At 52.4% G+C, this 25,581-nt stretch carries 19 protein-coding genes; 12 read left to right on the forward strand and 7 right to left on the reverse strand.

Annotated elements, in window-relative coordinates:
* The first annotated feature begins 54 nt into the window (after positions 1 to 54).
* The 4 genes from LOC67_RS16210 (at position 55) to LOC67_RS16225 (ending at position 5,004) form a co-directional block, all read left to right on the forward strand.
* On the forward strand, positions 55 to 1,251 hold the full coding sequence (locus LOC67_RS16210; RefSeq protein ID WP_230263655.1) for an endonuclease/exonuclease/phosphatase family protein: 1,197 nt from the start codon (positions 55 to 57) through the stop codon (positions 1,249 to 1,251).
* The gene (locus LOC67_RS16215) at positions 1,251 to 3,164 is read left to right on the forward strand and encodes a mechanosensitive ion channel family protein (RefSeq protein WP_230263656.1); all 1,914 of its coding nucleotides are present in this window, start codon (positions 1,251 to 1,253) and stop codon (positions 3,162 to 3,164) included. The genes LOC67_RS16210 and LOC67_RS16215 overlap by 1 nt, the downstream gene beginning before the upstream one ends.
* Positions 3,161 to 4,051 carry a M48 family metalloprotease gene (locus LOC67_RS16220; RefSeq protein ID WP_230263657.1) on the forward strand — a complete coding sequence of 297 codons (891 nt, stop codon included), beginning with the start codon at positions 3,161 to 3,163 and terminating at the stop codon, positions 4,049 to 4,051. The genes LOC67_RS16215 and LOC67_RS16220 overlap by 4 nt, the downstream gene beginning before the upstream one ends.
* 92 nt (positions 4,052 to 4,143) lie before the next feature.
* Entirely contained in the window at positions 4,144 to 5,004 is an 861-nt protein-coding gene (locus LOC67_RS16225; RefSeq protein ID WP_230263658.1) for a DUF1206 domain-containing protein, read from the forward strand.
* 221 nt (positions 5,005 to 5,225) lie between these two features.
* Here the strand turns inward: LOC67_RS16225 and LOC67_RS16230 are convergent, their stop codons facing one another.
* The gene (locus tag LOC67_RS16230; RefSeq protein ID WP_230263659.1) at positions 5,226 to 5,636 is read right to left on the reverse strand and encodes a hypothetical protein; all 411 of its coding nucleotides are present in this window, start codon (positions 5,634 to 5,636) and stop codon (positions 5,226 to 5,228) included.
* 156 nt (positions 5,637 to 5,792) lie between these two features.
* Between LOC67_RS16230 and LOC67_RS16235 the strand changes: the two genes are divergently transcribed.
* Together LOC67_RS16235 and LOC67_RS16240 are read left to right on the forward strand one after the other, a co-directional pair.
* Entirely contained in the window at positions 5,793 to 7,640 is a 1,848-nt protein-coding gene (locus tag LOC67_RS16235) for a CotH kinase family protein (protein ID WP_410001138.1), read from the forward strand.
* An 89-nt stretch (positions 7,641 to 7,729) separates the two neighbouring features.
* On the forward strand, positions 7,730 to 8,377 hold the full coding sequence (locus LOC67_RS16240; protein WP_230263660.1) for a DUF4956 domain-containing protein: 648 nt from the start codon (positions 7,730 to 7,732) through the stop codon (positions 8,375 to 8,377).
* Positions 8,378 to 8,565: 188 nt separating this feature from the next.
* Here LOC67_RS16240 and LOC67_RS16245 read toward each other — a convergent pair whose 3' ends face one another.
* Complete coding sequence (locus LOC67_RS16245; RefSeq protein WP_230263661.1) at positions 8,566 to 9,237, reverse strand: GntR family transcriptional regulator; 672 nt, start codon at positions 9,235 to 9,237, stop codon at positions 8,566 to 8,568.
* A 131-nt stretch (positions 9,238 to 9,368) separates the two neighbouring features.
* Between LOC67_RS16245 and LOC67_RS16250 the strand changes: the two genes are divergently transcribed.
* The gene (locus LOC67_RS16250; protein ID WP_230263662.1) at positions 9,369 to 12,506 is read left to right on the forward strand and encodes an efflux RND transporter permease subunit; all 3,138 of its coding nucleotides are present in this window, start codon (positions 9,369 to 9,371) and stop codon (positions 12,504 to 12,506) included.
* A gap of 76 nt (positions 12,507 to 12,582) precedes the next feature.
* Positions 12,583 to 13,785, forward strand: coding sequence for an efflux RND transporter periplasmic adaptor subunit (locus LOC67_RS16255; protein ID WP_230263663.1), 1,203 nt, complete (start codon positions 12,583 to 12,585; stop codon positions 13,783 to 13,785).
* A gap of 150 nt (positions 13,786 to 13,935) precedes the next feature.
* Here the strand turns inward: LOC67_RS16255 and LOC67_RS16260 are convergent, their stop codons facing one another.
* A complete protein-coding gene (locus tag LOC67_RS16260; protein ID WP_230263664.1) occupies positions 13,936 to 14,904 on the reverse strand; it encodes an aldo/keto reductase in 969 nt (322 codons plus the stop codon).
* A gap of 554 nt (positions 14,905 to 15,458) precedes the next feature.
* Here LOC67_RS16260 and LOC67_RS16265 point away from each other — a divergent pair.
* Both LOC67_RS16265 and LOC67_RS16270 read left to right on the forward strand, forming a co-directional pair.
* Complete coding sequence (locus tag LOC67_RS16265) at positions 15,459 to 16,631, forward strand: hypothetical protein (protein WP_230263665.1); 1,173 nt, start codon at positions 15,459 to 15,461, stop codon at positions 16,629 to 16,631.
* 92 nt (positions 16,632 to 16,723) lie between these two features.
* Positions 16,724 to 17,497: a DUF4262 domain-containing protein gene (locus tag LOC67_RS16270; RefSeq protein WP_230263666.1), complete on the forward strand. Its 774-nt coding sequence runs from the start codon at positions 16,724 to 16,726 to the stop codon at positions 17,495 to 17,497.
* 71 nt (positions 17,498 to 17,568) lie between these two features.
* Here LOC67_RS16270 and LOC67_RS16275 read toward each other — a convergent pair whose 3' ends face one another.
* From LOC67_RS16275 to LOC67_RS16290, 4 genes are all read right to left on the reverse strand, one after another.
* Positions 17,569 to 19,797 carry an efflux RND transporter permease subunit gene (locus tag LOC67_RS16275; protein ID WP_230263667.1) on the reverse strand — a complete coding sequence of 743 codons (2,229 nt, stop codon included), beginning with the start codon at positions 19,795 to 19,797 and terminating at the stop codon, positions 17,569 to 17,571.
* The gene (locus LOC67_RS16280; RefSeq protein ID WP_230263668.1) at positions 19,794 to 20,600 is read right to left on the reverse strand and encodes a methyltransferase family protein; all 807 of its coding nucleotides are present in this window, start codon (positions 20,598 to 20,600) and stop codon (positions 19,794 to 19,796) included. Before LOC67_RS16280 ends, LOC67_RS16275 begins: the two co-directional genes overlap by 4 nt.
* 51 nt (positions 20,601 to 20,651) lie before the next feature.
* Entirely contained in the window at positions 20,652 to 21,494 is an 843-nt protein-coding gene (locus LOC67_RS16285; protein ID WP_230263669.1) for a class I SAM-dependent methyltransferase, read from the reverse strand.
* 84 nt (positions 21,495 to 21,578) lie between these two features.
* Positions 21,579 to 22,328, reverse strand: coding sequence for a YceI family protein (locus LOC67_RS16290; RefSeq protein WP_230263670.1), 750 nt, complete (start codon positions 22,326 to 22,328; stop codon positions 21,579 to 21,581).
* Positions 22,329 to 22,832: 504 nt separating this feature from the next.
* Here LOC67_RS16290 and LOC67_RS16295 point away from each other — a divergent pair.
* Both LOC67_RS16295 and LOC67_RS16300 read left to right on the forward strand, forming a co-directional pair.
* Positions 22,833 to 24,155, forward strand: coding sequence for a sensor histidine kinase (locus LOC67_RS16295; protein ID WP_230263671.1), 1,323 nt, complete (start codon positions 22,833 to 22,835; stop codon positions 24,153 to 24,155).
* Positions 24,140 to 25,561 carry a sigma-54-dependent transcriptional regulator gene (locus LOC67_RS16300; protein WP_230263672.1) on the forward strand — a complete coding sequence of 474 codons (1,422 nt, stop codon included), beginning with the start codon at positions 24,140 to 24,142 and terminating at the stop codon, positions 25,559 to 25,561. The genes LOC67_RS16295 and LOC67_RS16300 overlap by 16 nt, the downstream gene beginning before the upstream one ends.
* Positions 25,562 to 25,581 lie beyond the last annotated feature (20 nt).

Here is a 25,581-nt window from a genome sequence, read left to right on the forward strand (position 1 = left end):
GAATGTTTTGAAAACACGATGCTTCGCTAGACGGACAGTCACATCAACGGATCGATGCTCACCCTTTTAACTCTTGTTCCGCTCTCGCTGATACTTGTGCTCGCGGCAGGCTCGCTGCTTAGTCTTTCCGGGAGCGACAAATGGTTTGTTCGCGGATGGGATTTTCCGCGAGTTCAAATCATCGTAACCGGGTGGTTGCTTGCCTTCGGCGAGTTTCTTGTTTTCTACTTCTCTGAGCAAACCTCCACGCAAACCTCCACTTGGCCGGTTTGGACTGCGAGCGTTGTCGCGGTGCTACTGACCGGCTGGCACGGCTTTCGGATCTATCCCTACACACCGCTCGGGGTTAAACAAGCCAAAGCGACAGAGTCGGTGGACATCGCCGACCATCGCAAAGACCATCGTGCAGACCAGCGCAAAGACCAGACCACCGTTCGCGTCGTGATCAGCAACGTCGAAATGGAGAATGACGCGTACGCCAAGTGGTTGCGGGTGATGCGACAAGCCGACCCGGATGTACTGGTCGTCCTTGAACCGGACCACGCTTGGACCGAGGCGATCAAGAGCTACACCGACGCATTTGAGCACCGAGTGATCGTCCCGCAAGAAAACTGGTACGGCATGATGATGCTGTCGAAGTTGCCAATCGAAAAACACCGCGTGCGGTACTTGGTGAAGGAAGACGTCCCGTCAATCGACGCAGTCGTTCGGCTTGATGACAACCGCGCTATGCGAATGGTCGCCGTGCATCCGCGACCACCCGAACCGATCCGCGGGAATCACGCAACCGCTCGCGATGCCGAACTGACGTTGTGGGGGAAAGAGTTGGCGAAAGAATCGCGGCCCACGATCATCGGAGGTGATCTGAACGACGTCGCTTGGTCAGCAACAACGCGGTTGTTCTTGGGAACCAGCGGTATGCTCGACCCTCGACGTGGTCGGGGCATGTTTAACACCTTCCATGCCGACCGTTTTGGGATGCGGTTCCCGCTCGACCATGTATTCTTCTCGCCGCACTTCACACTAGCGCGAATGCAAACGCTGGACAACGTCGGCAGCGATCACTTTCCCATTCTGATCGAATTGTGTCATGAACCAACTGCCAGTGATGAGCACGAAATTATGGCACAAAAAGGAATCCAAGGCGTGAAGGCCGATGAGAAAATCCAGCGTGCCATCGAAGACGACGATGCTCAAGGAGAAGCCGTCGAGCAACAGGACACGGACGAAGCCAATTGCATCGAAATCTAATGAACCATCAATCAGTTAAAAAAGAACGTAGGGGAAGTCGTCAAGGCTTTCCGCATGCAACGCATTTCTGCCGAAGGTTCGAGAGTTTTGACGGCTTCCGCTACGTTGCGGCATTATTCCTCGTCGCGGTAGTCACTGCGCCGTCGAGCGCTCAAACGCTTGGCGGTAGCCAGCGGAATTCCGTCGATGGACAACGCCCAAAGTCGACCAAGATCGGTTTCTTCGAACTGCTCGAATCCGGCAGCACTGCGTTTCTCGAACTGTTCGAACATGAGTCCGCCGATCCGACGCCAGAGGATCCGAAGTGGAATTCTGCTGAAAGTCCGCGCCACGCCGTGATGACGTTTCTCGAAGCAATGAATCATGTCGCGATGGGACGTGACGATGTGCTTGACCAAGCGACCAGAACATTTGGCGATTCGGAACTGGACGATGCTAAGCAAACTGCACTGGATCTGCTGTACGTGTTTGATCGCTTGCCGGAGATCGCCTCGGGCACGATTCCAGGTCCCGAGATCGTCAAAGAAAAAAAGATTCGCCGGTACGAATTGTTCCCACGCGGCATCGAGCACGAATGGGTTTACAAAGCGCTCGACGATAGCCCCGAGGGCAGCATCGTTCTGGTTGCCGGCGAAGATGGGCGATGGGCGTTCGACGAGCAAACGCTCAATGGAGCGTCGGGCCTTCTGGACAGCATGAAGAAGATTCCGCCCCGAAAGCGTTTGACGAAACATGGGAATCTGTTCCTGAATGTGCTTGAACCGACCGTGCAAAAGACAACCGCTTGGGACTGGCTGTTCTTTATTGGCTTCTCCGCCGGTGGAATCGTTTTGGCAGTCTTTGTCGGCCGAATCCTAAAACGCGTCAAACAATGGCGGCAGGATCAGGGCGACGGTCTGCTGCTGCCGTTGATCAACGGCATCATCGTGCCAGCGTACATCTTGATCATCACCATCGGTCTAGCGATCGGTTCAACTCGACTGCACTTTCATCCGACACTCGCCGGACTTCGTAGTGGTCTGATCGAAGCCGCCGTGGTGTTGGCCGGTGTGTTCTTGATCGTCGCATTGATTGAATTAGCTGTGCTGGGCGTGAGACGCAGTTTCTTTTCCAACGACGACCCTTACGCCAAGATGGTCGCGATCATGGTTCGGCGAGCCATTCGCATCGTCACGGGCATTGTCGTTACCATCTTTTTGCTTCAAAACGTATTGCATTGGAACGTAACCGCGCTGCTGGGTGGGTTCGCAATCATCGCTCTGGCGCTATCGCTCGCCGCGCAAGACGCCGTGAAGAATCTGTTTGGTGCGTTCACCGTGTTCGCGACATGCCCGTTTCTCAGCGGCGATTGGATTCGCTTTGAAGGCAAAATCGGTGAGGTTGCCGACGTGAGCCTGCAAGCGACCAAGATCCGATTGCTGTCCGGTGAGATGTACAGTGTGCCGAACATGAAGTTTATCGACACGCCCGTCGAGAACTTGTCGATGCGGCAATACCTTCGTCGCGTAATGGACATCGCGATCACCTATGACACACCTCCCGCGATGGTCCGCGAGGCGATTGAGATCCTGAAAGACATCCTTTCCAGCGACGAAATCACCGGTGACGGGCAGGGCAATCTCGAAAAGCATCCGCCGAAGGTTTGGTTTGACGAGTTCGGTTCGCACTACCTGAACTTGCGAGCGGATTACTGGTATCAGATGAATACCGATGAGGGCGACATCCAACGCGACACCGAGCGAGGTTGGTGCAGCTATCTGGACCATGCCACGATCGTCAACCAGCGGGTGCTGGAGCGATTCAACGAAGCCGGTATCGACTTCGCCTTCCCGACCCAGTCGTTGTATTTGGCGAATGATCCCGACCGTAGATTAGTTATCGAAAGCAACCAGCCGCAGGAGGTGATGTCGTGAGCAACGAAACCGAACCTAGCGGAGGTCGTCAAAACCTTTCGCCGAAGCGTGCAGCACAGGAAACGATAGATGGGTTCCGCTACCGTCGGAATCGTCATGGGGGCGTCCTGAAACTTGTGCTGGCCTGTCTGGTCTTTCTGTTCGGCATCACTGCGTACCTGTTCTCGGTCGAGACCAACCCAATCACCGGCGAGAGACAACGTGTTGCGTTCACGACCGACGAAGAGATTGAGCTTGGGTTGCAAAGCCGCGGCATGATTGCATCAGAGATGGGCGGAGTGCTTTCGGACGAATTGCCGATCGCTCGCAAGGTCGATCAGGTTGGCAATCAGCTAGTTCAAGAGCTCGAAGGTTGGCTGGCGCGTAAAGACGTCGAGAATCCATTCGTTTTTGAATTCCATGTGCTTGCTGACCAGAACACCGTCAACGCCTTGGCACTGCCGGGCGGGCAAATTTTCATCACCCGCGGCTTGCTGGCCGAACTGACCCGCGACGATCAACTGGCCGCTGTCTTGTCGCACGAGATCGGCCACGTTGTACATCGGCATGCGTCGCAGCGGATGGCCAAAGCGCAGTTGAAGATGCGATCGGCGATGGCACTGCAAACGGCGACCGAGGGTAGCGAATCGGCGTCGGTCGCGTTGCTGCTATCTGAACTGTTGGAGCTTCGATACGGACGCAAGCAGGAGCTCGAAAGCGATGCTTACGCGATCAGTCTGATGAGCGACGCTGGGTACGACACCGAGGGAATGATCGAGCTGCTGAACATCCTTGAGAACGCTGGCGGAAGCGGCGTACCCGAGTTCCTTAATACCCACCCGCACCCCGAAAGCCGCCGAGAACAAATTCGAGAGATGATTGAGCTAGAGCGAGTAAATGCAGCGTAGCGCAAGTCGTCAAGACTTTCAATGTTGATCGATCCAGTCCCGAAAGTCTTGACGACCTCCACTACAATTTTTTCACTTCGGAGCACCCCTTCATGTCCACATCGACCGCATCACGATTTAACTGGAACGGCTTCTCGACTGCAAAGCTGCCCGAGGTACAGCCGTGGGTGGAAACGACTGGTCGGCTGGGGCACTTCGCCAAGGGTGTCGTCTATTTCATCATGGGATTCCTCGCGTTCAAGGTTGCGATCGGTGCAGGTGGCGAAACTGCGGGCGCCAAGAATGCGATCCGCGAGATCGGCCAGCAACCGTACGGCAAAATCCTGCTTGGCATCACCGCAGTCGGGCTGCTGTGCTACACCGCGTGGCGATGGATTCAGGCTAGCAAAGACACCGAGGGTGACGGCACCGATGGCAAAGGCTTGGTCAAGCGGACCGGTTACGCGATCAGTGGATTCAGTCACTTACTGCTCGGATGTTTCGCCGGTTCACTCGCTCTTGGGATGGGCGGCGGGAGTCAATCAGGCGGTGGAAACAAAGCTTCGTTCCTGCTCGATAGCGATTGGGGCCGTATTGTGCTGGGGATCATTGCCGCCATCACTGCGGGAGTTGGCGTTTACTTCATGATCAATGGCTACAAAGCGAAATTCATGACGAAATATGATTTGGCCAGCATGAGTAACAAGTTCCGAAAGGCTGCATTGCATGCCGGACGCAGTGGCTTGATTACGCGTGGCATCGCGGTGGTCATCATCGGATGGTTCCTCGCCGATACCGCGTGGACTGGCACCGCAAATGGTGATGTCGCTGGGATGGGTGACGCTCTGTCGCTGATCGCATCGCAAACCTTCGGTAAGATTCTGATTGGTATCGTTGGCTTCGGACTGATGGCCTACGCAATCCACATGGTATTGCTGGGGATTTACCGACGATTTAATACGTCGGACGCGTGATACCTCATCCCATAGGTACGTAGCGGAATTCGTTTGGAGGAATCACTGATTCGCGGAAGTGATCGTGCGATCTCTAAAATGTCGGGCAGCGTCAGCAAACCTTGTTTGATACGTCGCACGCCAGAAGAAACCCGTCGGACGACCGTTCCGGCACTGAGCGAGCAAGGTCCGACTTGGTGGGATGACGAAACCGACTATAACCGCCACCTCATCCAGACGCCTTACTCTGACTTATGGGCGTTGGGCGACGGATCTGCCGAATGAGTTTGCTTCGGTCGGATTGCGGTCCTCCAAACCCAGGCGATCAAGATTCCTTGCAATGGCAGTCGAGCTAACAGTGCCCATTTGGGAATGACTGGAAACTGATCCGCGTGCAGCACCATATGGATGTTGGCAGGAAACACCGCGACCAACAAAGCGATCAGGCCCCAGCCGGATGCTTGCCTAAGCCGAGGCACCGCAATTCCGACTCCGCCGAGCACTTCAAAGAACCCAGAGACGTAAACCAATGCCAACGGCCACGGCAGGTATGGTGGCATGATCTTTAGATAGATCGCCGGTGATAGAAAGTGGTTGACGCCCGCTGCTGTAAACAGCAAAGAAAGTAGGCCAATTGAAATTGCTTGCCACATGTTCGTCACCGTTGCTTCTCCGTTTGCGATTCAATCTTCTCGATAAAATAATCTTGCGAGGCGGCGGTTTGGTGAGAGCGGGGCAACAAAAGAGGAAGGCTACTCTGTATTACTCTTTTGAAGTTGACCTCGCCGATGCTGATCCGTTTTTGCTGTTTGACTGCTTTTCTAGGTCTTGGCACAACATTTGTCTCTGCGCAACCACCGGGTATGGGGGGCGGAGATCGCGAGATTCTTGATCAGTTTGATACTGACGAAAGCGGCTGGTTGAATCAGTCTGAGCGAAAGGAAGCCCGTGAATGGTTGAAAGACAATCCGCCTGAGCGTCGAGGTTTTGGTGGACCTCCCGGCGGTCCTCCCGGAGCAAGGGGAGGCTTTCCGGGACCTGGTTTTGGTCCTCCACCTGGCGCCGAACCAGGCGGACAGAATTTCGGCCCACCTCAGGGTTTCGGTCCTCCAGATACCGAAGGTCGCGAGCGTCATCCGGGGCCTGGTGGGTTTGGCCCGGGCGGATTCGGAAGACGAGGGGCAGGACCTGGTGGACCCTTCGGTGGTAGACCTGAAGCCACTGAAGGGGTTCAGGTCGCAAAAGATTCAGTGCAGCCACAGACCGGTGGCCTCTATGACTTATCAACCTTCCGAACTCTGTTTATCGATTTCGAAAATGCCGACTGGGAATCCGAACTCGAAGACTTTCACGGCACGGACGTCGATGTACCTGCGATGCTGACCGTCGATGGCAAAACGTTCGAAGGCGTTGGGATTCACTTTCGTGGCATGTCATCCTACGGAATGGTTCCGACCGGCTACAAACGATCGTTCAATCTATCAATCGATATGGTTGACGAAGACCAACGGCTGCTGGGCTACAAGACATTGAATCTGCTCAACTCCAGCAGTGACGATTCGATGCTAAGCACCGTTCTGTATTCGCAAATTGCCAACAAGTACATCGCGGCACCGAAGGCGAACTTCGTTCGGGTCGTGATCAATGGCGAAAACTGGGGCGTCTACACCAACGTTCAACAGTTCAACAAAGACTTTCTGCGCGAGAATTATTCAAGCGACAAAGGGGCACGTTGGAAAGTTAGTGGTTCACCTGCCGGAGGCGGAGGGTTGGACTACCGTGGCGACGATCCCAGCAGTTATCAGCATCCCTACGAGCAGAAATCGGGTGGGAAGAAGTCCCTTGCAAAGTTAATTGACCTGTGTCGTGTGCTCGACGAAACATCAACAGAACAGTTACCCGCAAAGCTCGAAAAAATCTGCGATGTGGACGGTCTGCTTTGGTTCCTGGCGATTGACAACGCGTTGATCAATAGCGATGGGTATTGGATTCGTGCCAGCGACTACAGCATCTATTTGGATGGTAAAGATAAGTTTCATTTCATTCCGCATGATATGAACGAAGCGTTTCGCGGTGCAGGCGGACCGGGAATGCCGGGTGGGCCAGGTATGCGAGGCGGAGCGGGGATGCAAGGCGGACGACCAAGGTTCGCCGGAAGGCCACCTTTCGAATCGAATGATGCCGACGGGCGGCCATTTGATCGCAGTGGTCGCGCGGATCGCGGTTTTGGCCCTTCAGAACGAGGCTCCCAAGGTGGTGCACCACGCGGACCGTCAGCAGGCCAATCTGGCTCGTCGTCACCCATCGAACTCGATCCGCTTATTGGCCTGGACGATCTTCGTAAACCATTGCGAAGTAAAGTGCTGGCGGTCCCGAAGTATCGCGAGCAGTATTTGCGGAACGTGAAAACCATTGCCGAAGAAGACTTGGATTGGAAGAATCTTGGTTCCCTCGTTTCAAAATGCGTGGACATCATTGGGCCGCACGTGGAAACCGATACGCGAAAGCTCGGTTCGTATGAAGCATTTGTTGCAGCCACCTCTGCGAAAAACAACACCGACGAAAAGCAGGCAACGGAGCATCGTGGTCACGGAGCGATGAACTTGAAAGCGTTTGCCGACGGTCGGCGTGATTACTTGCTTCGTGTAATCAAGTAATCACAGACTTCGCCGCGTGTTTGTTTTCTTGCTTCCGTCCCTTTGAACGAATCATTGGAGCGCCCAGGGAATTCCCCTGGGCACGATCTATGGAATTCTTGGAAATCCCACTGTACGACGATGACATCATCAAGCTCTTGGTGCGATTCGCGATCGATTTGACTTTCCTGAGTCTGGTGGTCGCATTTGGGATCTACCCAAATCAGCGTGAGCGAAGCTTCGCGTTCACTGCGGTGATGTTGAACGTGACCGTGTTCTTTATTTGCTTCACGCTGAAGAAGCTAGAGATTGATATCGGGATGGCGCTTGGGCTGTTCGCGATTTTCGGTGTACTGCGTTATCGGACCGATGCGATCGGAACCAAGGAGATGACGTATCTGTTTATTGTCATCGGAATCGCGGTTATCAACTCGCTGTCGAACAAGAAGACTAGCTACGCGGAAATCGCTCTGGTCAACACGCTGATCTTTGCCGCAACAATGTTAAAGGAATGGCTGGTTGGGCGATTCCCAGGTCCCGATGCTCCATGTGAAAAGCCGGCAAAGAAAGCTGCCGGTGCAGAATGCAAGGCAAAGAAATACACTGTCGAGTACGACAAAATCCAGCTGCTGGGTAGCGAACATCGGCAAGCTCTGATCGACGACTTGCGGGCTCGAATCGGTCAAGACATTACCAAGGTCCAGGTGAAGACCATCGATCTGGGGCAGAATCGTGCCACCCTATTCGTTTGGTGTTAAGCTTTGCCACAGAGAAACACAGGTCTTCGTGAGATAGGTCTGTATTGAGTCGCGAAGGGCTTGTTTCCCCTGCGATCAAAGCTAAATGCTGGTATCGAATCTCGATTTTGAGGCGTCCGTCACAGGAACGAATTTACTTGCGAGTGTGCCATGTCGCATCCCAACATGGATACAAGCCGAGCATTTAGCTATTCCTGTTCTTCGCTGGCCTGATCGTCCTCAATAAGACTGGCAAATCGATTCGAATGCTGCTCCAACAGGATTGCGAGTTCGTTCGAATCGCCGTTTTCAATTGCCGAAATGATCGCGTGATGGGATTGCGCGTCATCTAGCGGATCCGTTTGCTTTTGCTTCAGCCGTGAATGCGTTCGCGCTTCGAATGCAAGGGATTCCCAAGTGCGAAGCAAGACTGTGTTACCGGACGATTCAACGATGATTCGGTGAAATTCATGGTTCTGTTGTGCCTGAACTGCAGTTCGCTTCCCTTTGGCGGCGGACTCCATTCGTTGGACACACTTTCTTAATGTTGGCAATTGTTCGGCTAACTCGGGCAAAGCGGTTCTCGCCGCCAGGGCTTCTAGGCATGCACGCACGCGGTAGGCTTCGGCCGATTCACGGGGGCTGACTTCGCGAACACGGGTCCCTCGATATCGCTCCGTGCAGACAAGTCCACTTGCCTCAAGCTCCCTAAGTGCTTCACGGACCGGCGCTTGACTGGTCCCGAATTCTTCAGCAATGGCAAGCTCCGTGATCTTGTCTCCTGGTTTGTAGGAGCGGTTCAAGATCCTTTCGGTAAGCGCTTCGCGTATCGCATCGCAAATACGTTCACGAACGATCGGCTGTGATTTTTTCTGTGGCATCGTGGAAACTTTCGATTGACTCTAACTATCGATTATCGATAATGCAAGGGGCGGGACGGATGTGGTTCCAGGTGTTTTCGGTCCGGCCGACCGCATTTTGTACGTAACATTACAACGAAGATGACCAATTTATGTGGATTGTTGAACTCGCACTACGTCGAACCTACACGTTTCTCGTAGCGGCGATTCTGATTTTCGTTTTCGGTTGTGTCAGCATTTGGAAAATGCCATCGGACATTTTCCCCGAGGTCGATTTGCCGGTTGTGACTGTCGTTTGGTCCTATCAAGGGATGCCTGCGTCTGACATTGAACGGCGAATCGTCCTCAACAATGAACGAGTTCTATCGGCATCGGTCAATGACATCGAGCATATTGAGAGTCAGTCATTAAACGGTGTCGGTGTGATCCGAATTTTCTTTCGTCCGAACGCCGATATTGGGACCGCTATCGCGCAAGTCGGTGCGACTTGCCAGACGGTCCTGAAGAACATGCCGCCGGGGATCAACCCACCGTTTATTGTGCGGTATAGCGCCACGAGCGTACCGATTGTTCAAATTGCAGTTAGCAGCGAGACGTTGACCGAGAAAGAACTGTCGGACTATGCCGCAAACTTCATCATCCAGCGTTTCGGTTCCATCCCCGGGGCTCGGGTGCCCCAGCCCTATGGAGGGAAACCCAAGCAGATCATGATCGATCTGCAATTGGATGCGTTATACGCTCGCGGTCTCTCGCCCGCTGACGTTAGCGAAGCGGTGAACGCACAAAACTTGATCATCCCCGCGGGGGCGGCGAAAATTGCCGAAACCGAGTTTAACGTTCGGCTAAACAGCAGCCCCGAATTGATCGAGACGTTTGAAAAGATCCCGCTGGAGACCAAGAACGGTTCACGGGTTTTTTTAGGCGACGTCGCGAATGTACGAAGCGGCTTTCAGGTTCAGACAAACGTCGTCCGTCGCGATGGAAAGCGGGCGGTCCTGATGACTGTACTTCGGGGCGAAGGCGCATCGACCATCGAAGTGGTTCGGGGAATACGAGAAGCTCTGCCACGTATCCAAGCTCAGCTTCCCGATTCGCTACAGATGGATCTGTTGTTTGATCAATCAGTTTTTGTCGAGTCGGCGATTGAGGGCGTGCTTCATGAAGCCGCCATTGCCGCAGGCCTGACAGCGCTGATGATCTTTGTCTTCCTGGGCTCGCTTCGTAGCACCTTGATCGTTGTCGTTTCGATTCCCCTATCCATTCTCGCTTCTTTATCGATGCTGTGGATGCTAGGGGAGACCATCAATATTATGACCCTGGGCGGATTGGCACTCGCAGTGGGGATTTTGGTCGATGATGCGACGGTCGAAATCGAAAATGTCCACCGTCACCTGCATGACAAGATTCCGATACGCAAAGCGATCTTGGACGGCGCTCGAGAAATCGCGCAGCCGGCGATTGTGTCGACGCTTTCGATCTGCATCGTATTTATTCCCGTCGCGTTTTTGGATGGCCCGGCTTCGTACCTTTTTGTGCCATTCGCGATGGCGGTTGTATTTGCACTCGGTACCAGCTACCTACTGTCGCGAACGTTGGTTCCGACTCTGATGCTTCTGATGATGCAAAAACAAGGTCAGACGTCGAATTCCCGCTGGAAGGTTTTCACTCGCTGGCACGCATGGTTCGAGGAACGTTTCGACCGTGCCACAGAGTTCTATGGATCTATCCTTTCATCCATTTTGAAGAAGCCCAGGCGTTCAACTTTCGTCTTGGTTGGCATCATCGCCGGATCGTTGTCGCTGGTTCCTTTTGTCGGTCGCGACTTTTTTCCTCAGGTCGATTCGGGGCAATTTCGGCTGCACGTTCGAGCACCCGCAGGGACGCGGATTGAGGAAACCGAAGTGATATTCGGACAGGTCGAAGACGTCATACGCGAAGTCGTCCCTGACGAGGAACTTGATCTGGTACTGGATAACTTTGGATTACCACCGTTCTTCACAACCATTGCATATATCGATAATGACACCGTCAGCGTTTCTGATGGCGAGATTTTGGTCTCTCTAAGCGAAACGCATGCACCGACCAATAGCTACGTTCGTCGCCTCCGAGATGAGCTTGCGCAACGATTTCCCGAGTGCACATTCTATTTTATGCCGGCTGATATCGTCGGTCAGATTTTGACCTTTGGCAAACCTGCCGCGGTCAATCTTCAAGTTGTCGGGACTAGACGTGAGGAGAATTTTCAAGTCGCGAAAGATTTGCTAAGGCGAATGAAAGCCATTCCGGGAATGGTGGATGTTCGATTGCGGCAGATTACCGATGCGCCAGAGTTAAAGATCAACGTCGATCGGGCTTTGGCGTCGGAATTGGATCTGAACCAACGCCAGATAGCCGATAGTTTGCTCGTCTCCTTAGCTTCGAGCGTGCAGATCTCGCCAAACTTCTGGGTCAGTCCAGAAAACCGAGTCAACTATCGTGTCGCGGTCCAAACGCCACAGCGAAAGATTGACGATGTTGAATCGCTTCTGCAGACTCCGCTATTCGGTCAGGACTCTGATCAAACGCAGCTATTGACCAACGTTGCACGTTTGCAAAGAAGTGAAACGGAATCGGTCATTAGTCACTACAACGTGCAACCGGTGTATGAAATCAGCGGATCGGTTGATCGCAGGGACCTTGCGGGGGTCGCATCCGAACTGCATGAACTAATTGATCAAACCGAAGACGAGCTTCCTCGCGGAAGTCGACTGGCGCTACGTGGGCAGATCGAAAGTATGGAAGAATCATTCCAAGGGCTGAGTCTAGGTCTCTGCTTTGCGATTCTTCTGGTCTATCTGCTGATGGTCGTCAACTTTCAGTCATGGCTTGATCCACTGATCATCCTCGGGGCGCTTCCTGGCTGTTTAGCAGGGATCGTCTGGAGTTTGTTTGTAACCGATACGACGATCAGCGTTCCTGCGTTGATGGGGACCATCATGTGCATCGGTGTGTCGACGGCAAACAGCATTCTTGTCGTTAGTTTTGCGAATGCAAAGCTGCACGAAGCGGGCGATTCATTTGAGGCAGCTCAGCTAGCTGGTCAGACAAGGCTGCGGCCGGTTGTGATGACGGCTCTTGCCATGATTGTCGGAATGCTACCGATGGCAATTGGCAGCGGAGAAGGCGGTGAGCAAAACGCGCCGCTTGGACGCGCTGTGATCGGCGGTTTGTTACTGGCGACGGTCTATACGCTGGTATTCGTGCCTCTGCTGTTTCGGCTTCTAAAGCGAAGCTCAACCGTCGCCGCATAGTGTCTCCGCATCGAAATCGGTCGCGTCTGAACGCGAGCACACCCTAACAATCACAGTACCAGAAAAGGCTGCAACGATGACCACATTCCGCAATGCAAAAAAACACTTCGCCCGAGGTTGGCTGGCCCTGCTGGGCATTTTGATTGCCTTGGGAGGGCTGCTGACCGTTGGCGCGGCGCCGAAGTTAACACGGAAACGTCAGGCCGACGAGATAGCGTCGCAGGCTCTGAATCAGCCGCCTCTTGTCACGGTCACCGACGTTGAGCTAACCGATGCATTTCATCGGTTTAGCTTGCCAGGTAGCACGATCGCCAACCAACAGACGTGGCTCTACGCGCGAGCCGACGGATATTTGAAGGATCAACGCGTCGACATTGGGGATGACGTTAGCAAAGGACAGCTGCTGGCTGTCATCGAAGCTCCAGAAGTAAAAGCGGAATTGAACGCGGCCAGTGCGGCCGTTTCGCAAGCCGAAGCTGAACTGCAACGGATCAATGCTGAACTAGAGTTGGCAAAACTTCGATTGGTTCGTGAACGGCGGCTCGTCCAAAGTAACGCGACATCGCAAGAAACGGTCGATCAACGTGAAGCCGAATACAAAGTTTCGTTGGCTGCTAAGGAAATGGCGGTAGCTACAATCGAAGCCAAACGAGCCGAAGTCGAGCGTCTAGATCAAGAGATCGAATTTCAGCAGATTCAAGCTCCCTTCGATGGAGTGATTACTGCGAGATCGTACGATGTCGGTGCTTTAATTACCGACGATGCACCAGAGCAAACGCCAGGGCTTTACCGAGTTTCGGAACTCAAGCGACTGCGTGTTGTTGTCGATGTGCCGCAACAATACGCCACAACGCTTGCAATTGGAGACACTGTCCTCGTTCGGCGTCCTGATAGTCAATCCGAAGAGATCGTGGCTAAAATTAGTCGAACGACGCAGTCCATTGCTCCGGAAGCGAGAACGCTTCGCGTCGAAATTGAGATTCCCAACGAAGCTCGAACGCTGCTACCGGGAATGTACATTGAAACGGAATTTATTGTCCAACAGGCGCCGCGAGTGTTAATTCCGTCAGGGGCTCTAATAACGAGGAGCCAAGGAACGAAGGTTGCGCTGCTAGGGGACGGAGATACCGTTCGCTACAGGGAAGTCACTGTGCTACGAGATCGTGGATCGTCGTTGGAATTAAGCTCTGGGCTGACCGGCGATGAAACGTTGATCATACGGCCTGGCGACGATTTGAAAGAAGGGACGAAGATTCGAGCGGTGCGATCGAAGTCGTAGTGTTCCCAGAGGCCGATTGGCAGGGTAGATCGGCAAATCATTGGCTGGGTAGTTTTTGCACTGTTCCAATGCTCAGCGCTGAGTTCCGCTGACATTTCAGTCAGCGACGAAATCAGCGGCTGAGCTTGTTTGGACGGCAACCGACGATCGTTACATTGCGGACTGAGCAGCTTCGCTTGCGGAGTTCAGTTGATCGACTTGGCTGTCTGTCAGTTGGATCTCGGCGGCTTTGACGAGCTGCGAAAGTTGCTCGACACTCGTCGCGCTGGCAATCGGCGCGGTGATACTTGGTCGTTGCATCAACCATGCTAAAGAGATCACAACGGGGACTGTTTCGTGAGCGGCGGCGACTTCGTCAAGTGCAGACAGAATTGTCAGGCCACGATCGTTTAGATACTTTTCACCGATGCCTCCGCCGCGAGCACTTTTGCCGAGGTCCGATTCGGATCGATACTTCCCGGTCAAAAATCCACTCGCAAGTGAATAGTAACTAATCACTCCAAGGCCTTCGGAAAGACACAGCGGTTCGAGTTCATTTTCAAAGCCAGCTCGATCGTACAGGTTGTACTCCGGTTGCAGCGAGATGTAGGTTGGTAAATTCGCATCTTTGCTGACCTTTATGGCCTCGGCCAATCGATCGGCCGTGTAATTCGATGCGCCAATCGCACGAACTTTTCCGGCTTTGATCAACTCATCATACGCCGAGAGGGTCTCTTCGAATGGCGTGTCTTTATCGTCCTGGTGTGACTGATACAGATCAATGTGGTCGGTTTGCAACCGCCGCAACGAGTCTTCGACTGACTTCAAGATGTAATCTTTCTTAAGACCTTTTGATCCGTCACCCATTTCCATGCCCACTTTGGTGGCCAAGACGACATTGTCTCGCTTTCCGCTTTTAGAAAGCCAGTTGCCGATGATCGTTTCGGATTCGCCACCTTGGTTTCCTTCTACCCATGTGGAATACATGTTTGCAGTGTCGATAAAATCGAAGCCGTAATCGACGAAAGCATCAAGAATTTTGAAGGAAGCATTCTCGTCGATTGTCCAGCCGAACACATTTGCGCCGAGTGCAAGTGGCGCGATTGAGAATCCCGAATTGCCGAGCGTGTTCTTTTTCATAGATCGTTCTCCTCTTTCGCGTAACGATTTACAATGTTGCGAAAGTTGTTTGGTGAAGTGATTTCAATTGTCAGTTCCTACTAGTGCTTCGTTCCAAGTCGATTTTAGGATTAGCCGTATGGCGTTAGCCACGGTTTCAGTGCAATAACCGGGGCCAACGCTCCTCGGCTGATGACCCGAACCCGTATTTTCATATGAATCGAAGCACTAGGTATACTGCGAAAAGCCGCGAGTCTTACAGATGTGGCAGCGATTTCCTGGTGAAGTCAACCTGTTGTCGGTTGCTTTGAAGTTCCGTTATTGACCATTTCAAATCGTTCTTGCTTGCAGATCTATTCGCTGGGCATACCGTATTCGGTATGCGGGTTTGATCGCACTACTTTGGAACACAAATGAAATCTTCCGGTCGTCGTACAGGCCAAAATCGGGCAGCCGGGAAATCTAAAACGGCTATGCCCGATTGGAAATCGAAATGGCCACGTAATGGCGATGTCCGTCGATGGTTGATTTGCTGGCTTGAAAAGTGTGAGGCGATCGAAGACTCGGATAAAGCAGTGTCTAAGTCCTCAATTCCTATCCAAAGGCTCAGCGAACTAGGTCGGCGGGAAGAGGCCTTGAGATATGTTCGCCGATTTCTAAAACGGCTTCCCAATCGTTCCTGTCTTAATACGGTATCGATGATGGAACTCGCTGCCGAAGTCGAGTTGGATAGCGGTGACATTGAGGCCGCAGAAAAATGGTTGAGCAAGATAGTTCGGCTCGATGACTCGCAATCACGGAAGCGTGATCGTAATTTTCACGTCAATACGGTTCATCGATTTCGGGTGAAATACGGACTCATTGACCCTGCACTGATCGAAGATGAGCAAGAGTCGTTGGATGCAGCGGGGAATCGAGCACAGCGACTCGCGAAGGCGTTTATCAACGACCGGAAATTTGCGAAGGCTCGGAAGCAGTTGGAGTTACTCGAAACAGTCGCGAAGGCGACTGAAGACGAGTTCTTTCGTTCGATTCGCTACCAGACGATTTTGGATTTGTACCAAAAGCTGAAAGACAAGGACGCCGTCCGACGCGTTTTGCGAAAGATGAGTAAGGAGGATCGCGACGACGCGATATCGTACACTCAGTTGTCCAAATTAGGGCTGCATTCCGAAGCCGTTCGATGCGCCGAGCGAAGGGCAAAAGAAGAATTGGAACTATTGGCGACAATGGACAATCCAAACATACATTTCCCGGTTCGAGGGGTATGTGATGCGATCGAATTCCTTGTTGATGTTGACGAGCAGACTCGTGCGAGACGATTGCTTCGACGCGTCCAAAAGGAATGCCAGGATTGGCCCGTCTACGAATTCGGTTGGTCCACTTCGTTGGTATACACACTACTTGCACGAGTCGTCGGGAAGATGGATGGCCCAGAGGCTGCTGCCGAGTTGATCCAATCCGCATTGGATGATGCCTCAGCCGAAACAAGGGCTCAATGGCGAAAGGATGCAAAAGGGATGGCCATTGATCTTGAAGCTGATTTAGGGAACTTTGACTTTGCTCTTCAGAAAGCTAGGAAACTGCGATCACCTGAGGAGAGGCTTTTCGAAATGGCTAAATTGCTGGCCCAAGCGAATCGTTGGAAAGAGCTGCGTGAATTGTGTCAGGAAGTCCAATCACCCGAGCAGGCAGCCGAACTCTGCGCGCAAATCAAGCTACAATTTCCCACTGCTGAATCTGACTAGAAATATCAACAAACGGATCATTGATTGGTCAACGCTGACCTACTCGCTCGATGGCTTTATGACACGGGCGATGGTTTCAAGTTTTCAGGCTCATGCGGTTTCAGCGAGCAACCTACTGGCTTCTTTACTTTGGAAGTGCGACATCGATGAACGAGCGAGACCTTGCGATTGAGAGAATCCGAAAGAACATTCAGGAATCCGGATTTCACCTCTACCAACTCCTTCCCAATTCGACGCCGGGTTTCTTTTACACGATTGGCTTGACCGAAAGGATCGGTGCGGAAATCGTCCTTGCCGGGTGTGGGTTCTATTCGCCTGAGCAGCTCGTTCAAATCGTGCAGGAACTTGCTCAACAGTTCACGCTCGACGGCGACTTCGAAATCAAGCTGAAATCCCAAGGTGTTTTTACTTTTCACGAAGTGGAGACTACTTGGAGTAAGAAACTGTTGGCGGGTGCGATTGACTACTATTCCAACGAAGAAATTCTGGCGTTCCAGGTGATGCCTGAACAAGACAAGATGACGTTGGACGTTCCGGATATGACAGAAGCATACGATCCTGAAGCGTGTGGCGGTTGGCGGTGGCTGACAGAGCCATGGCCGTATGATGTCGCTGCAGAAAGCAAAGCCGTGACCAATGTTGATGCTTTGCTTGGATATCCGATTACGGAAGTAACTCGCTGGGAAAAGGACCAGTGGGAGATGTTTAGTGGTGCTGGCCCCGAAGTTGATCCAGCGGATATCCGTGTCGTTCCGCTAGCGACTCTGATTGGCGAAGACGATTCTCTCGAACCGGTGCTGAAACTAGATTTGGAACAAGGTATCTGGCGAGAAGATGCGGAGTCCGACTGGAACGCATGGGACTGAAGCGAAATCTTTTCCCGTGAAGTCTCGCGATGCTGAAACGCGCGATAGCATCGATTGATAACAGGTTGGCATCAGGATTTTGTCAACGCTTTGTCGCGGCGAATTATGAGTAGGGCTGGTAACAGCAGCAGATCACCAACCAATGCCGCCGCGAGTAACAGCACCATCATCCATGCAAATCTGGCAGTGGGCATGAAGTTGCTCAAAGCAAAAATAGCGAGTCCGCTTCCACAGATCAGCGTGGTCTGAATCATTGCACGACCGCAGTGTCGATACGCCGAGTAGACGGCTTCATGTCGCGTGTCCCCTGCATCGATCCGTCGGTCATAGAAATTCAGAAAGTGCAACGTGTCATCGACTGCGATTCCCATCGCAACGCTCGCCGTCATGATCGATCCGATATCAATTGGATGACCGAGCCAACCAAGATAACCGAATAGCGCAAGTGATGGAAACACATTGGGGATCATCGCCGTCAGCCCGGCGAAAAGTCCAGCTTGGACAATCGTCATTACCACGGCGATCAATGCAAATGCGGTGATAAAGCTAGCGAAGAGATCGTGAAGCAACTGACGTTGGATTTCATGAACCAAAGGCATCAAGCCGGATAGCTTTATTTCCATCGAAGAATCAGCGGCCACCACATCGTTCAATCGAGCATGCAGGTCTTGCAAAATCAGTCCGTAGTCCTGATTGCCAAACGCACTCAAGTTGGCCGAGATTCGAAAACGGTCGGACTCGCTATCGGTGACGAAGTATCCAAATTGCTGGGCTGATTGTTTGGCGCCATCAAAGTACTGTTCTGCGTAGTCGCCCACAATTGGTACGGGAGACGATGGCATGAAAGCTTGACAAGAGGTTACCGAAACGACCTGAGTTTCATTTGCAAGGCATTCCTCGATTTTGCTTAGCATCGCCAGTCGGCTTTCTGCGTTTGGACGCGTGTGACTATCAAATCGTACGATGACCTCGATCGGAACAAGTGGCCCAACGTTCGCTTCAATCCAGGTGTAGTCGCGAATTAGTCGAGACTCGTCACCGAACAGGGTTTCAATCCGAACCGACGCTTTTAGTTGCGCGACACCATATCCGAGCCCAATCATTAGCGTGATTCCAATCAAACTGATCCAAGTGGCTCCTTTGCTTTGCAAAGCCATCAGCGTATCCCAGGCTTTCGATGGCATTTGACGAGGCGTCGCTTGGTATTTCGGCGTCTTCCAGTAGATCAATCCTGGAAGCAGGGAAAGTATTAGCACTGCCGTCAATACTACGCCAATTGCTGAAAAAACTCCGAATTCTCGCACCGCAATAAGACCGCTTACTGCGAGAGAGCCGAGACCGATCGCGGTGGTTCCGCTTGATAGGATGCAAGGCAACCAACCGATCCGTAACGCTTGGAAAACGGCCTTTCTTGAAACGACGTCGCGCTCGTCATCGTTCGGGGGTGCATTGTTTGCATTGCTTTGACAGTCGATGTAGTAATTGACAAGGTGGATTCCCCCGGCGATTGCCAATACCTGAATCAGCGGTGGCAAGACAATCAGCAAAGCGGTCATCGTACCGCCGGCATAGTGCAGGATTGCAAGTGAGATTGCCTGGCAGAGCGACGCGACTCCAAAAACAAGTATCGCTACATGGAGCGAGTTCAAGCAGAGGATACAGACGCAGAAGACGACAAGAGACGACAACGGGGCAAATCGACTCATCGTTGCCTGGCTGGCTAAATCGACTTCATAACCATCAATGATTGGTCCTGCCAAATGCAAATCTTGATACTTGGCAGATCCATATCGCACGGCCGCGGCACGAATCAGGGGAACTAGATCACCACGCTTTCGCAAGCCGGTTTTATTGAAACCGATGACAACCGCGGTGGTTTTGCCATCCGGGCCTAAAAGTGATGAACTCAGACGCCTCTTGGCTTCGTCGACAGGGATGGAAAGTGGTGGTGAAGTCAGTCGTTGAAAGACTTCACGTCCCGAAATTACAGAGTGGAAGACCCACTGGCCTGAATCCTGAAATGCAGGCGCTTTGCGAAGCGATTTGGTAAATCGATCGAGACTTGGATTGTCGAGCGTACAACCGGGCCAACTGATGACGATAACATCGCCCGCACCAAAGTCGTCCGAGAATTGGTCATAGCTGGCTCGCGCTGCAAACGTACCATCAACCCAGTCCAAAGGCGAGTTTGGTTCCGGCTGCAGCGTCATCATCGCTCCTTTGGCGATCCACGGCGCAAGTAGCAGCAAGTAAATAAGCAGCAATCGAAAACGTGCTACCGCACGGCGATCGTCTTTCATACCGTTGCTCGACACGATTCCCCTTCGCTTGACTGTTCGATCCGTTTAGCCAGTGGACCGAACGCTACCAATGGGTACCCGGGAACTTCGCGTTCGTATTGTCGATACGGTTCACCGATAAAGCGTTCCAAGCGACGATCTTTCAAAAAGCTGCCGTAAAAAATGTAGCCTGTCCAGATTGCCGTCAAAGCGGCGTGGTCTAGCGTCATCTTTGGTGTGAACCAGACAAGTCCAAGGAAGCTCAAATAGACTGGATGCCGGATCAGTTTGTAGGCACCACGTGGCTTGAAGACACGTCGCGGAGACTTTTGTCGTCGAAGCCAAAAGTAAAACGGCGTCCAACCGTTTTGATATCCGAGTCCTGTTAAAGCCAAGGAATAGAATAGTGCGGCCCATGATAAGTAAAAGCAAGCTCGAATCGCTTGCAGAGCAAATCCATCGACCTCCCACAAAACCATTTCGCTGCTTCGCCAACCAAAGAAAAGCAGTAATAAGCTCACGCAAGTGACGACACAAAAGGTGCTGTCGTAAAAGGCGTTCGGAATCCAATGCGTCAAATACTTGCGAGTTCGCGGTACCAGCATGACACTGTGCGAAAATGCGAAAAATAGCGCTAGCGAACAGTCGCGAATGATCCAGTGCTGATGCGATTGACTTGTCGCACCATCTCGCAGGAACCAGAACAAGTACCAGACTGTCACCAAAAACAGCAGCTGATTTCCGAAGCCATAGGTGATTCCGATCGCTCGATAGAGTTTGGCTGAACCGGTTTCAACCGTCTTCAAGTTGACAGTGGCGTCCATGCCGTTTTCCTAGTTGGGTAGCATTGTGGATAGAAGACATTCGATTCGATTTTACAATGACATCGGTTTCTGCGCGACAATCGCACCGTACTGCATCGCACCGGATCGATAAGCGTTTAATAGTGCATCGAAACCGTCGATGAAATCGACCTGTTTCCGATCGAGCACTTTCGCAAGGTGCCGTACTCCTGTCCGGCTAACGCGTTGTTTGCAAATTTCCCAAGTCTTGGTGACGTGTTGTGTCCACTCGACATTGTGCCGGATCGTCAGCCCTTGGTCTTCCATCCATCCCGCGTAGTCTTTTCGGGTTGCAAGTGAAGGGCAAACAAAACGCTCACAGACTTCGACGCATTGCTGATGATGATCCGATCGACTGGTGTCTTCACCTTCGAACCAGACACAGATCGCAATCCGCCCACCGGGGCGTAGCCATTTGGCGGCATTGGCAAAGAAGGCAGGCTTATCGAACAGGTGTTCGGTGCATTCAACACTCCAGACGAGATCGAATGAGCTTTCTGGGAACACAACTGTTTCTGCATCGTGCGCGATGAACTGCGTCGATGAGTTGATACGTTGAAGTCGTGAAGAAACCGTTGCCCAATGGGCCTGAATAGGACTGAGGGTCACGCCTGTCGCATGGATGCCACGTCGCTTTGCCAAACGAATGGACGATCCTCCCATGCCACAACCTATATCGACGATTTTTTGCCCTGGGGAAATTTCGGCGAGATCGGCCAACGCATCGGTCAGTTGGCATTGCGCAACGCTGGGAGCCTCGTCCGCATGCCAGAGGCCATGATGGATGTGTGGTCCCCACAACAATCGGTAAAATAAGGTTCCGAGCTGATAGTGGCTTCGTATGGAAGCTTTTTTGACGGTATCGACGGCGATCATGAAGTCGTGAGAAATCTGGTACGCACCGCTGCTTGGCGATGCACTGAACGAAATAGCGACATGGGCTACGGTGAAGCTGTCAATCTATTGACGAGCTGGAATCTCCGACATGGAAATACTTGCCGTCGGGGCAACGAATAGGTTACCGTAGATCCGTAATTCATTCGCAACACCGATCGCACCAAAGGCTTTCGAAAACGGTGTGATCCCATAGTCGGTCTGTTTGATTTTGAAACTTCCTTGGACGTGTAGCCAACCACGCGTTTGCTCGGCTTCGGCTAGAATCGTCAGCGGACGGGTCGTGCCGTGCAAAGTGAACTTTCCTTCAAGACGATAGATCGGCAGACCCTTTTTGCTGTTCTTTCCGGTAGCCGTTGCGGCACTTAACTCGAATGTTGCAGTCGGATAACGCTCAACATTAAGAATGTCGGCCCCTTTCATGTTCTCGTTGACCGCGGATCTTGTGCCGGCATCAGTGGTTCCAGTCAGCCCGACAAACTTTCTCGCCGCAGGTGTGTCGGCGTCAAATGACTTCATGTCGAACACCAGCTTTCCGGCTTGCTCGGTGGCTCCAAGTACCAGAGTGCTTGACTTTAACTTGGCTTCGACACCGTGTTGATGTCCAAGACCTGTTTTATCAACAAACACGTAGACTCGGCTGACTTGTGTTTGCACATCGCCAGGTTGATAGCTCGCTTCTGAAGCATCTTCAGAGTGCTTTGAGGCTGTCCGTCCCTCCTGCACCTGGGCATTTCCGACTTGCCCCATCGCAAAGTGGAATGCAACCGTCAGCATTGCAATCATTGCGACGAAGGGAAAATTGCGAATACGCATCAGAGAATCCATTCTTGAGTTAAGGTGATCGTCGAGGAAACGTTCTCTGTTTCCCAAAGCGGCTTGGGGTGATGAACCTGAGCGCACGGTCTGCCCGAAAGTGCGTTCCAGTTGACCCTGCCGTTTCGACAAAGCAAAGCGTGTGCCGTCGCACTTTGCGAGTCAAATGCCGCAAAAAAGTGATGTTCGAAGTCTCTCCTGAATCACGAGCGGTCAAAAGCTGTCCAGGGAGGTGGACACTCTTTTTCACTTGCGAAGTTTTTCCATTTTTGCTTGTTCTGTGAGGGGCTGTCGTTGCGGAACGTTGGTGCAGTCTTGGAAATACCCACCGAGCTTGACAAGCGATGGCGGGACTCATGTCGATTGCTAAGATATGCAACGAGATCAGGGATGGGTTTGATTTGCGTTTTCCACCTCGCATTCGTACCCGTCAATTTAAAAGCAGACCTTGCCAACAGTCGGAGATGCAAGGTTTGTCCACACAAACACCCGTCCAGCGATTGAATGTCAGATCGAGTCTCAGCTTTGTCGACGATGCTGCGATCCCCCGCACGAATTCTGGCCATCGTGTTATCGCTCGTCTTCATCGCAGAAGTTTGTGTGATGTTAATTCTCCCCTATGTCATCCCAGTCTTCTGGGGCGATGCCGCGAAAGCCTACATCGATGCGATCCTTCTGACTTTGATCTGCGCACCCGCGTTGTGGTGGATCATCATTAGCCCGTTGCGTCGAATTGCGATTCAAGAACACCTGCGGAGTGAAACCATCGTCGCGAATGCGAGCGAAGGGATTCTTACCGTTGATCAGCATGGCATCGTACGGTCATGCAATCGCGCCAGTACTGGGCTGTTGAATTGCGATGTCAATTCTATGATCGGAAGAAACGCAAGCAGCTTTTTCACCGGTTTCCCGGCTGATTTACAGCAAGTGCCAATCAAGTTTTTCGCGGTGACGCAGTGCGATCATGGGAAAAGCGTTTCGGTTGAAATTTCGATCAGTGAATACCCATCGGAATCTCAGCCGCTTTATGTGGTGATTTTGCGAGACCTGACCGCTGCCGAAAAGTCGGAAGCCGAGCGACTGTCACGGGCCCGAGAAACCGAGGCCCTTCGAGCTCAGCAAATGGCGACACTCGCCCAACTTGCGACCGGGGTTGCTCATGAGATTCGTAATCCGTTGACTTCGATCAAGATGTTGATACAGGTTAACCGTGACGCTTTTGCATCGGCCGGTCTACCGACGGATGATCTGGAGCTTGTTGAGAATGAAATTCGCCGTATGGAACGAAGCGTCAACGGACTGCTCGATTTCGCTCGGCCAGAGGAAGGACTGCATTGCGATTTTGAAATCCGTGAAGTCATCCGAAAGACGACTCAATTGATCGAGGGGCGTTGCCAACAGCAGAGTGTCGAGTTGTGGATTCAATGTCCCACTGAGTCGATGAAAGTTCGTGGTGATGCGGCGCAGATTCAGCAACTGCTGTTGAATCTGTCACTAAATGCACTCGATGTGATGCCTTCGGGTGGTCGTCTGGTGATTCACTGCGATCCCAGCGATGATTCGATCAAGATATCCGTCGTTGATAGTGGAAGCGGTATTCGCGAAGAGATACTACAAAGATTGTTTACACCCTTCGCAACGACTAAGCCAACAGGCGTCGGCTTGGGCTTGAGCATTTGCAAACGGATTGCCGAAAGCCACGGCGGAACGTTGACGGGGGAAAATCGGTCTGTGGGCGGAGCCGAATTTTGTTTGACCCTACCGAGACTGGGAATTGTTCTGGAGTCCGATTCACGCTCCGCAAACGCACCATGCAAAGCCTATTAGTTATCGATGATGAGATCTCGATTTGCAAAGCCTTCCAGCGTGCATTTACGAGTGACCGACTGACCGTTCACTCTGCCAGTACGGCTGAATCCGGGGAGGCATTGTTTCGCGAGTCGCTGCCTGATGTAGTGATCGTTGACTTAAGTCTTCCTGATTCGAGCGGCCTCGAACTGTTCAAGCGATTGCGGGAGGTTGACTCACGTGTGCCATTCATCTTTATCACCGGGCACGGCACGGTCGAATCCGCAATCGAAGCAACAAAGCTTGGGGCATATGACTACCTTTTTAAACCGCTCGAACTCGTCGAGGTTCGTTCGCTGCTTGATAAAGCGCTGAACTTAAGTCGCATGGTTCGGGTTCAACCAGCTTTGTCAGACGACGATCTTGGTGACGCCCCAGTCGGCGAAGCGATCGTTGGGCGTTGCCAAGCTATGAACGAGGTTTACAAGGCGATAGGTCGCGTCGCGTCTCAAAACATTACTGTACTTTTGCAGGGAGAGAGCGGCACCGGAAAGGAGGTGGTCGCTCAGGCGATCTATCATCACAGTTCACGATCAAACGCTCCTTTTCAAGCAATCAATTGTGCTGCGATTCCAGACGCACTGCTAGAAAGCGAAATCTTTGGTCACGAGAAAGGCGCCTTTACCGATGCGAATCGACAACGCATCGGTAAGCTGGAGCAGGTTAACGGTGGGACTTTGTTTCTTGACGAAGTTGGCGACATGTCGCCGATGACGCAAGCAAAACTACTTCGCGTACTTCAGGATCAGACCTTTGAACGTGTTGGAAGCAACGACCCGATCAAAGTTGATGTCCGAATTATTGCTGCAACGAATCACAATCTGAAACAGCTTGTCAGCGAAGGCTTGTTTCGTTCCGATCTGTTCTTTCGTCTAAGCGTGATCACGATCGAGCTTCCGCCGCTGCGCAATCGTGACGGCGATCTACCGGTTCTAGCTGAGTATTTTTTGCGGAAGTACAGCCGTGATTTTGGAAAGGAAATCCGCAGCGTTTCCTCGGAGGCACTGGAGCACCTTGAGCAATATCACTGGCCGGGTAATGTACGTGAGTTGGAAAGCGTCATAAAGCAATCGTTGCTATCAGCCCGTGGTCATGTTTTGTTGCCAGAGTTCCTCCCATCATTGGTGGTTGGTCAAACAGCCGACCCCAATGAGAATTCCGCATCATGTGTGCTTTCGGATGGCTTTCTTGACGAACGTCTTCAGGATGGGGCAACCAACCTCTACGACGAAGCGATTAAATTGGCCGAGCATCAGATCATTCGGCGCACGCTCTCTTTTACTTCTGGCAACCAACTCAAAGCCGCCACGATTCTAGGTATTTCTAGGGTGACACTGCGCAGTAAGTTAAAATCCCTGAACATCAATCCGGTGGATTTCGCCTAGCGAGCTAGTTGCAGGGCGGT

Source organism: Stieleria sp. JC731 (assembly GCF_020966635.1).
GTDB lineage: Bacteria > Planctomycetota > Planctomycetia > Pirellulales > Pirellulaceae > Stieleria.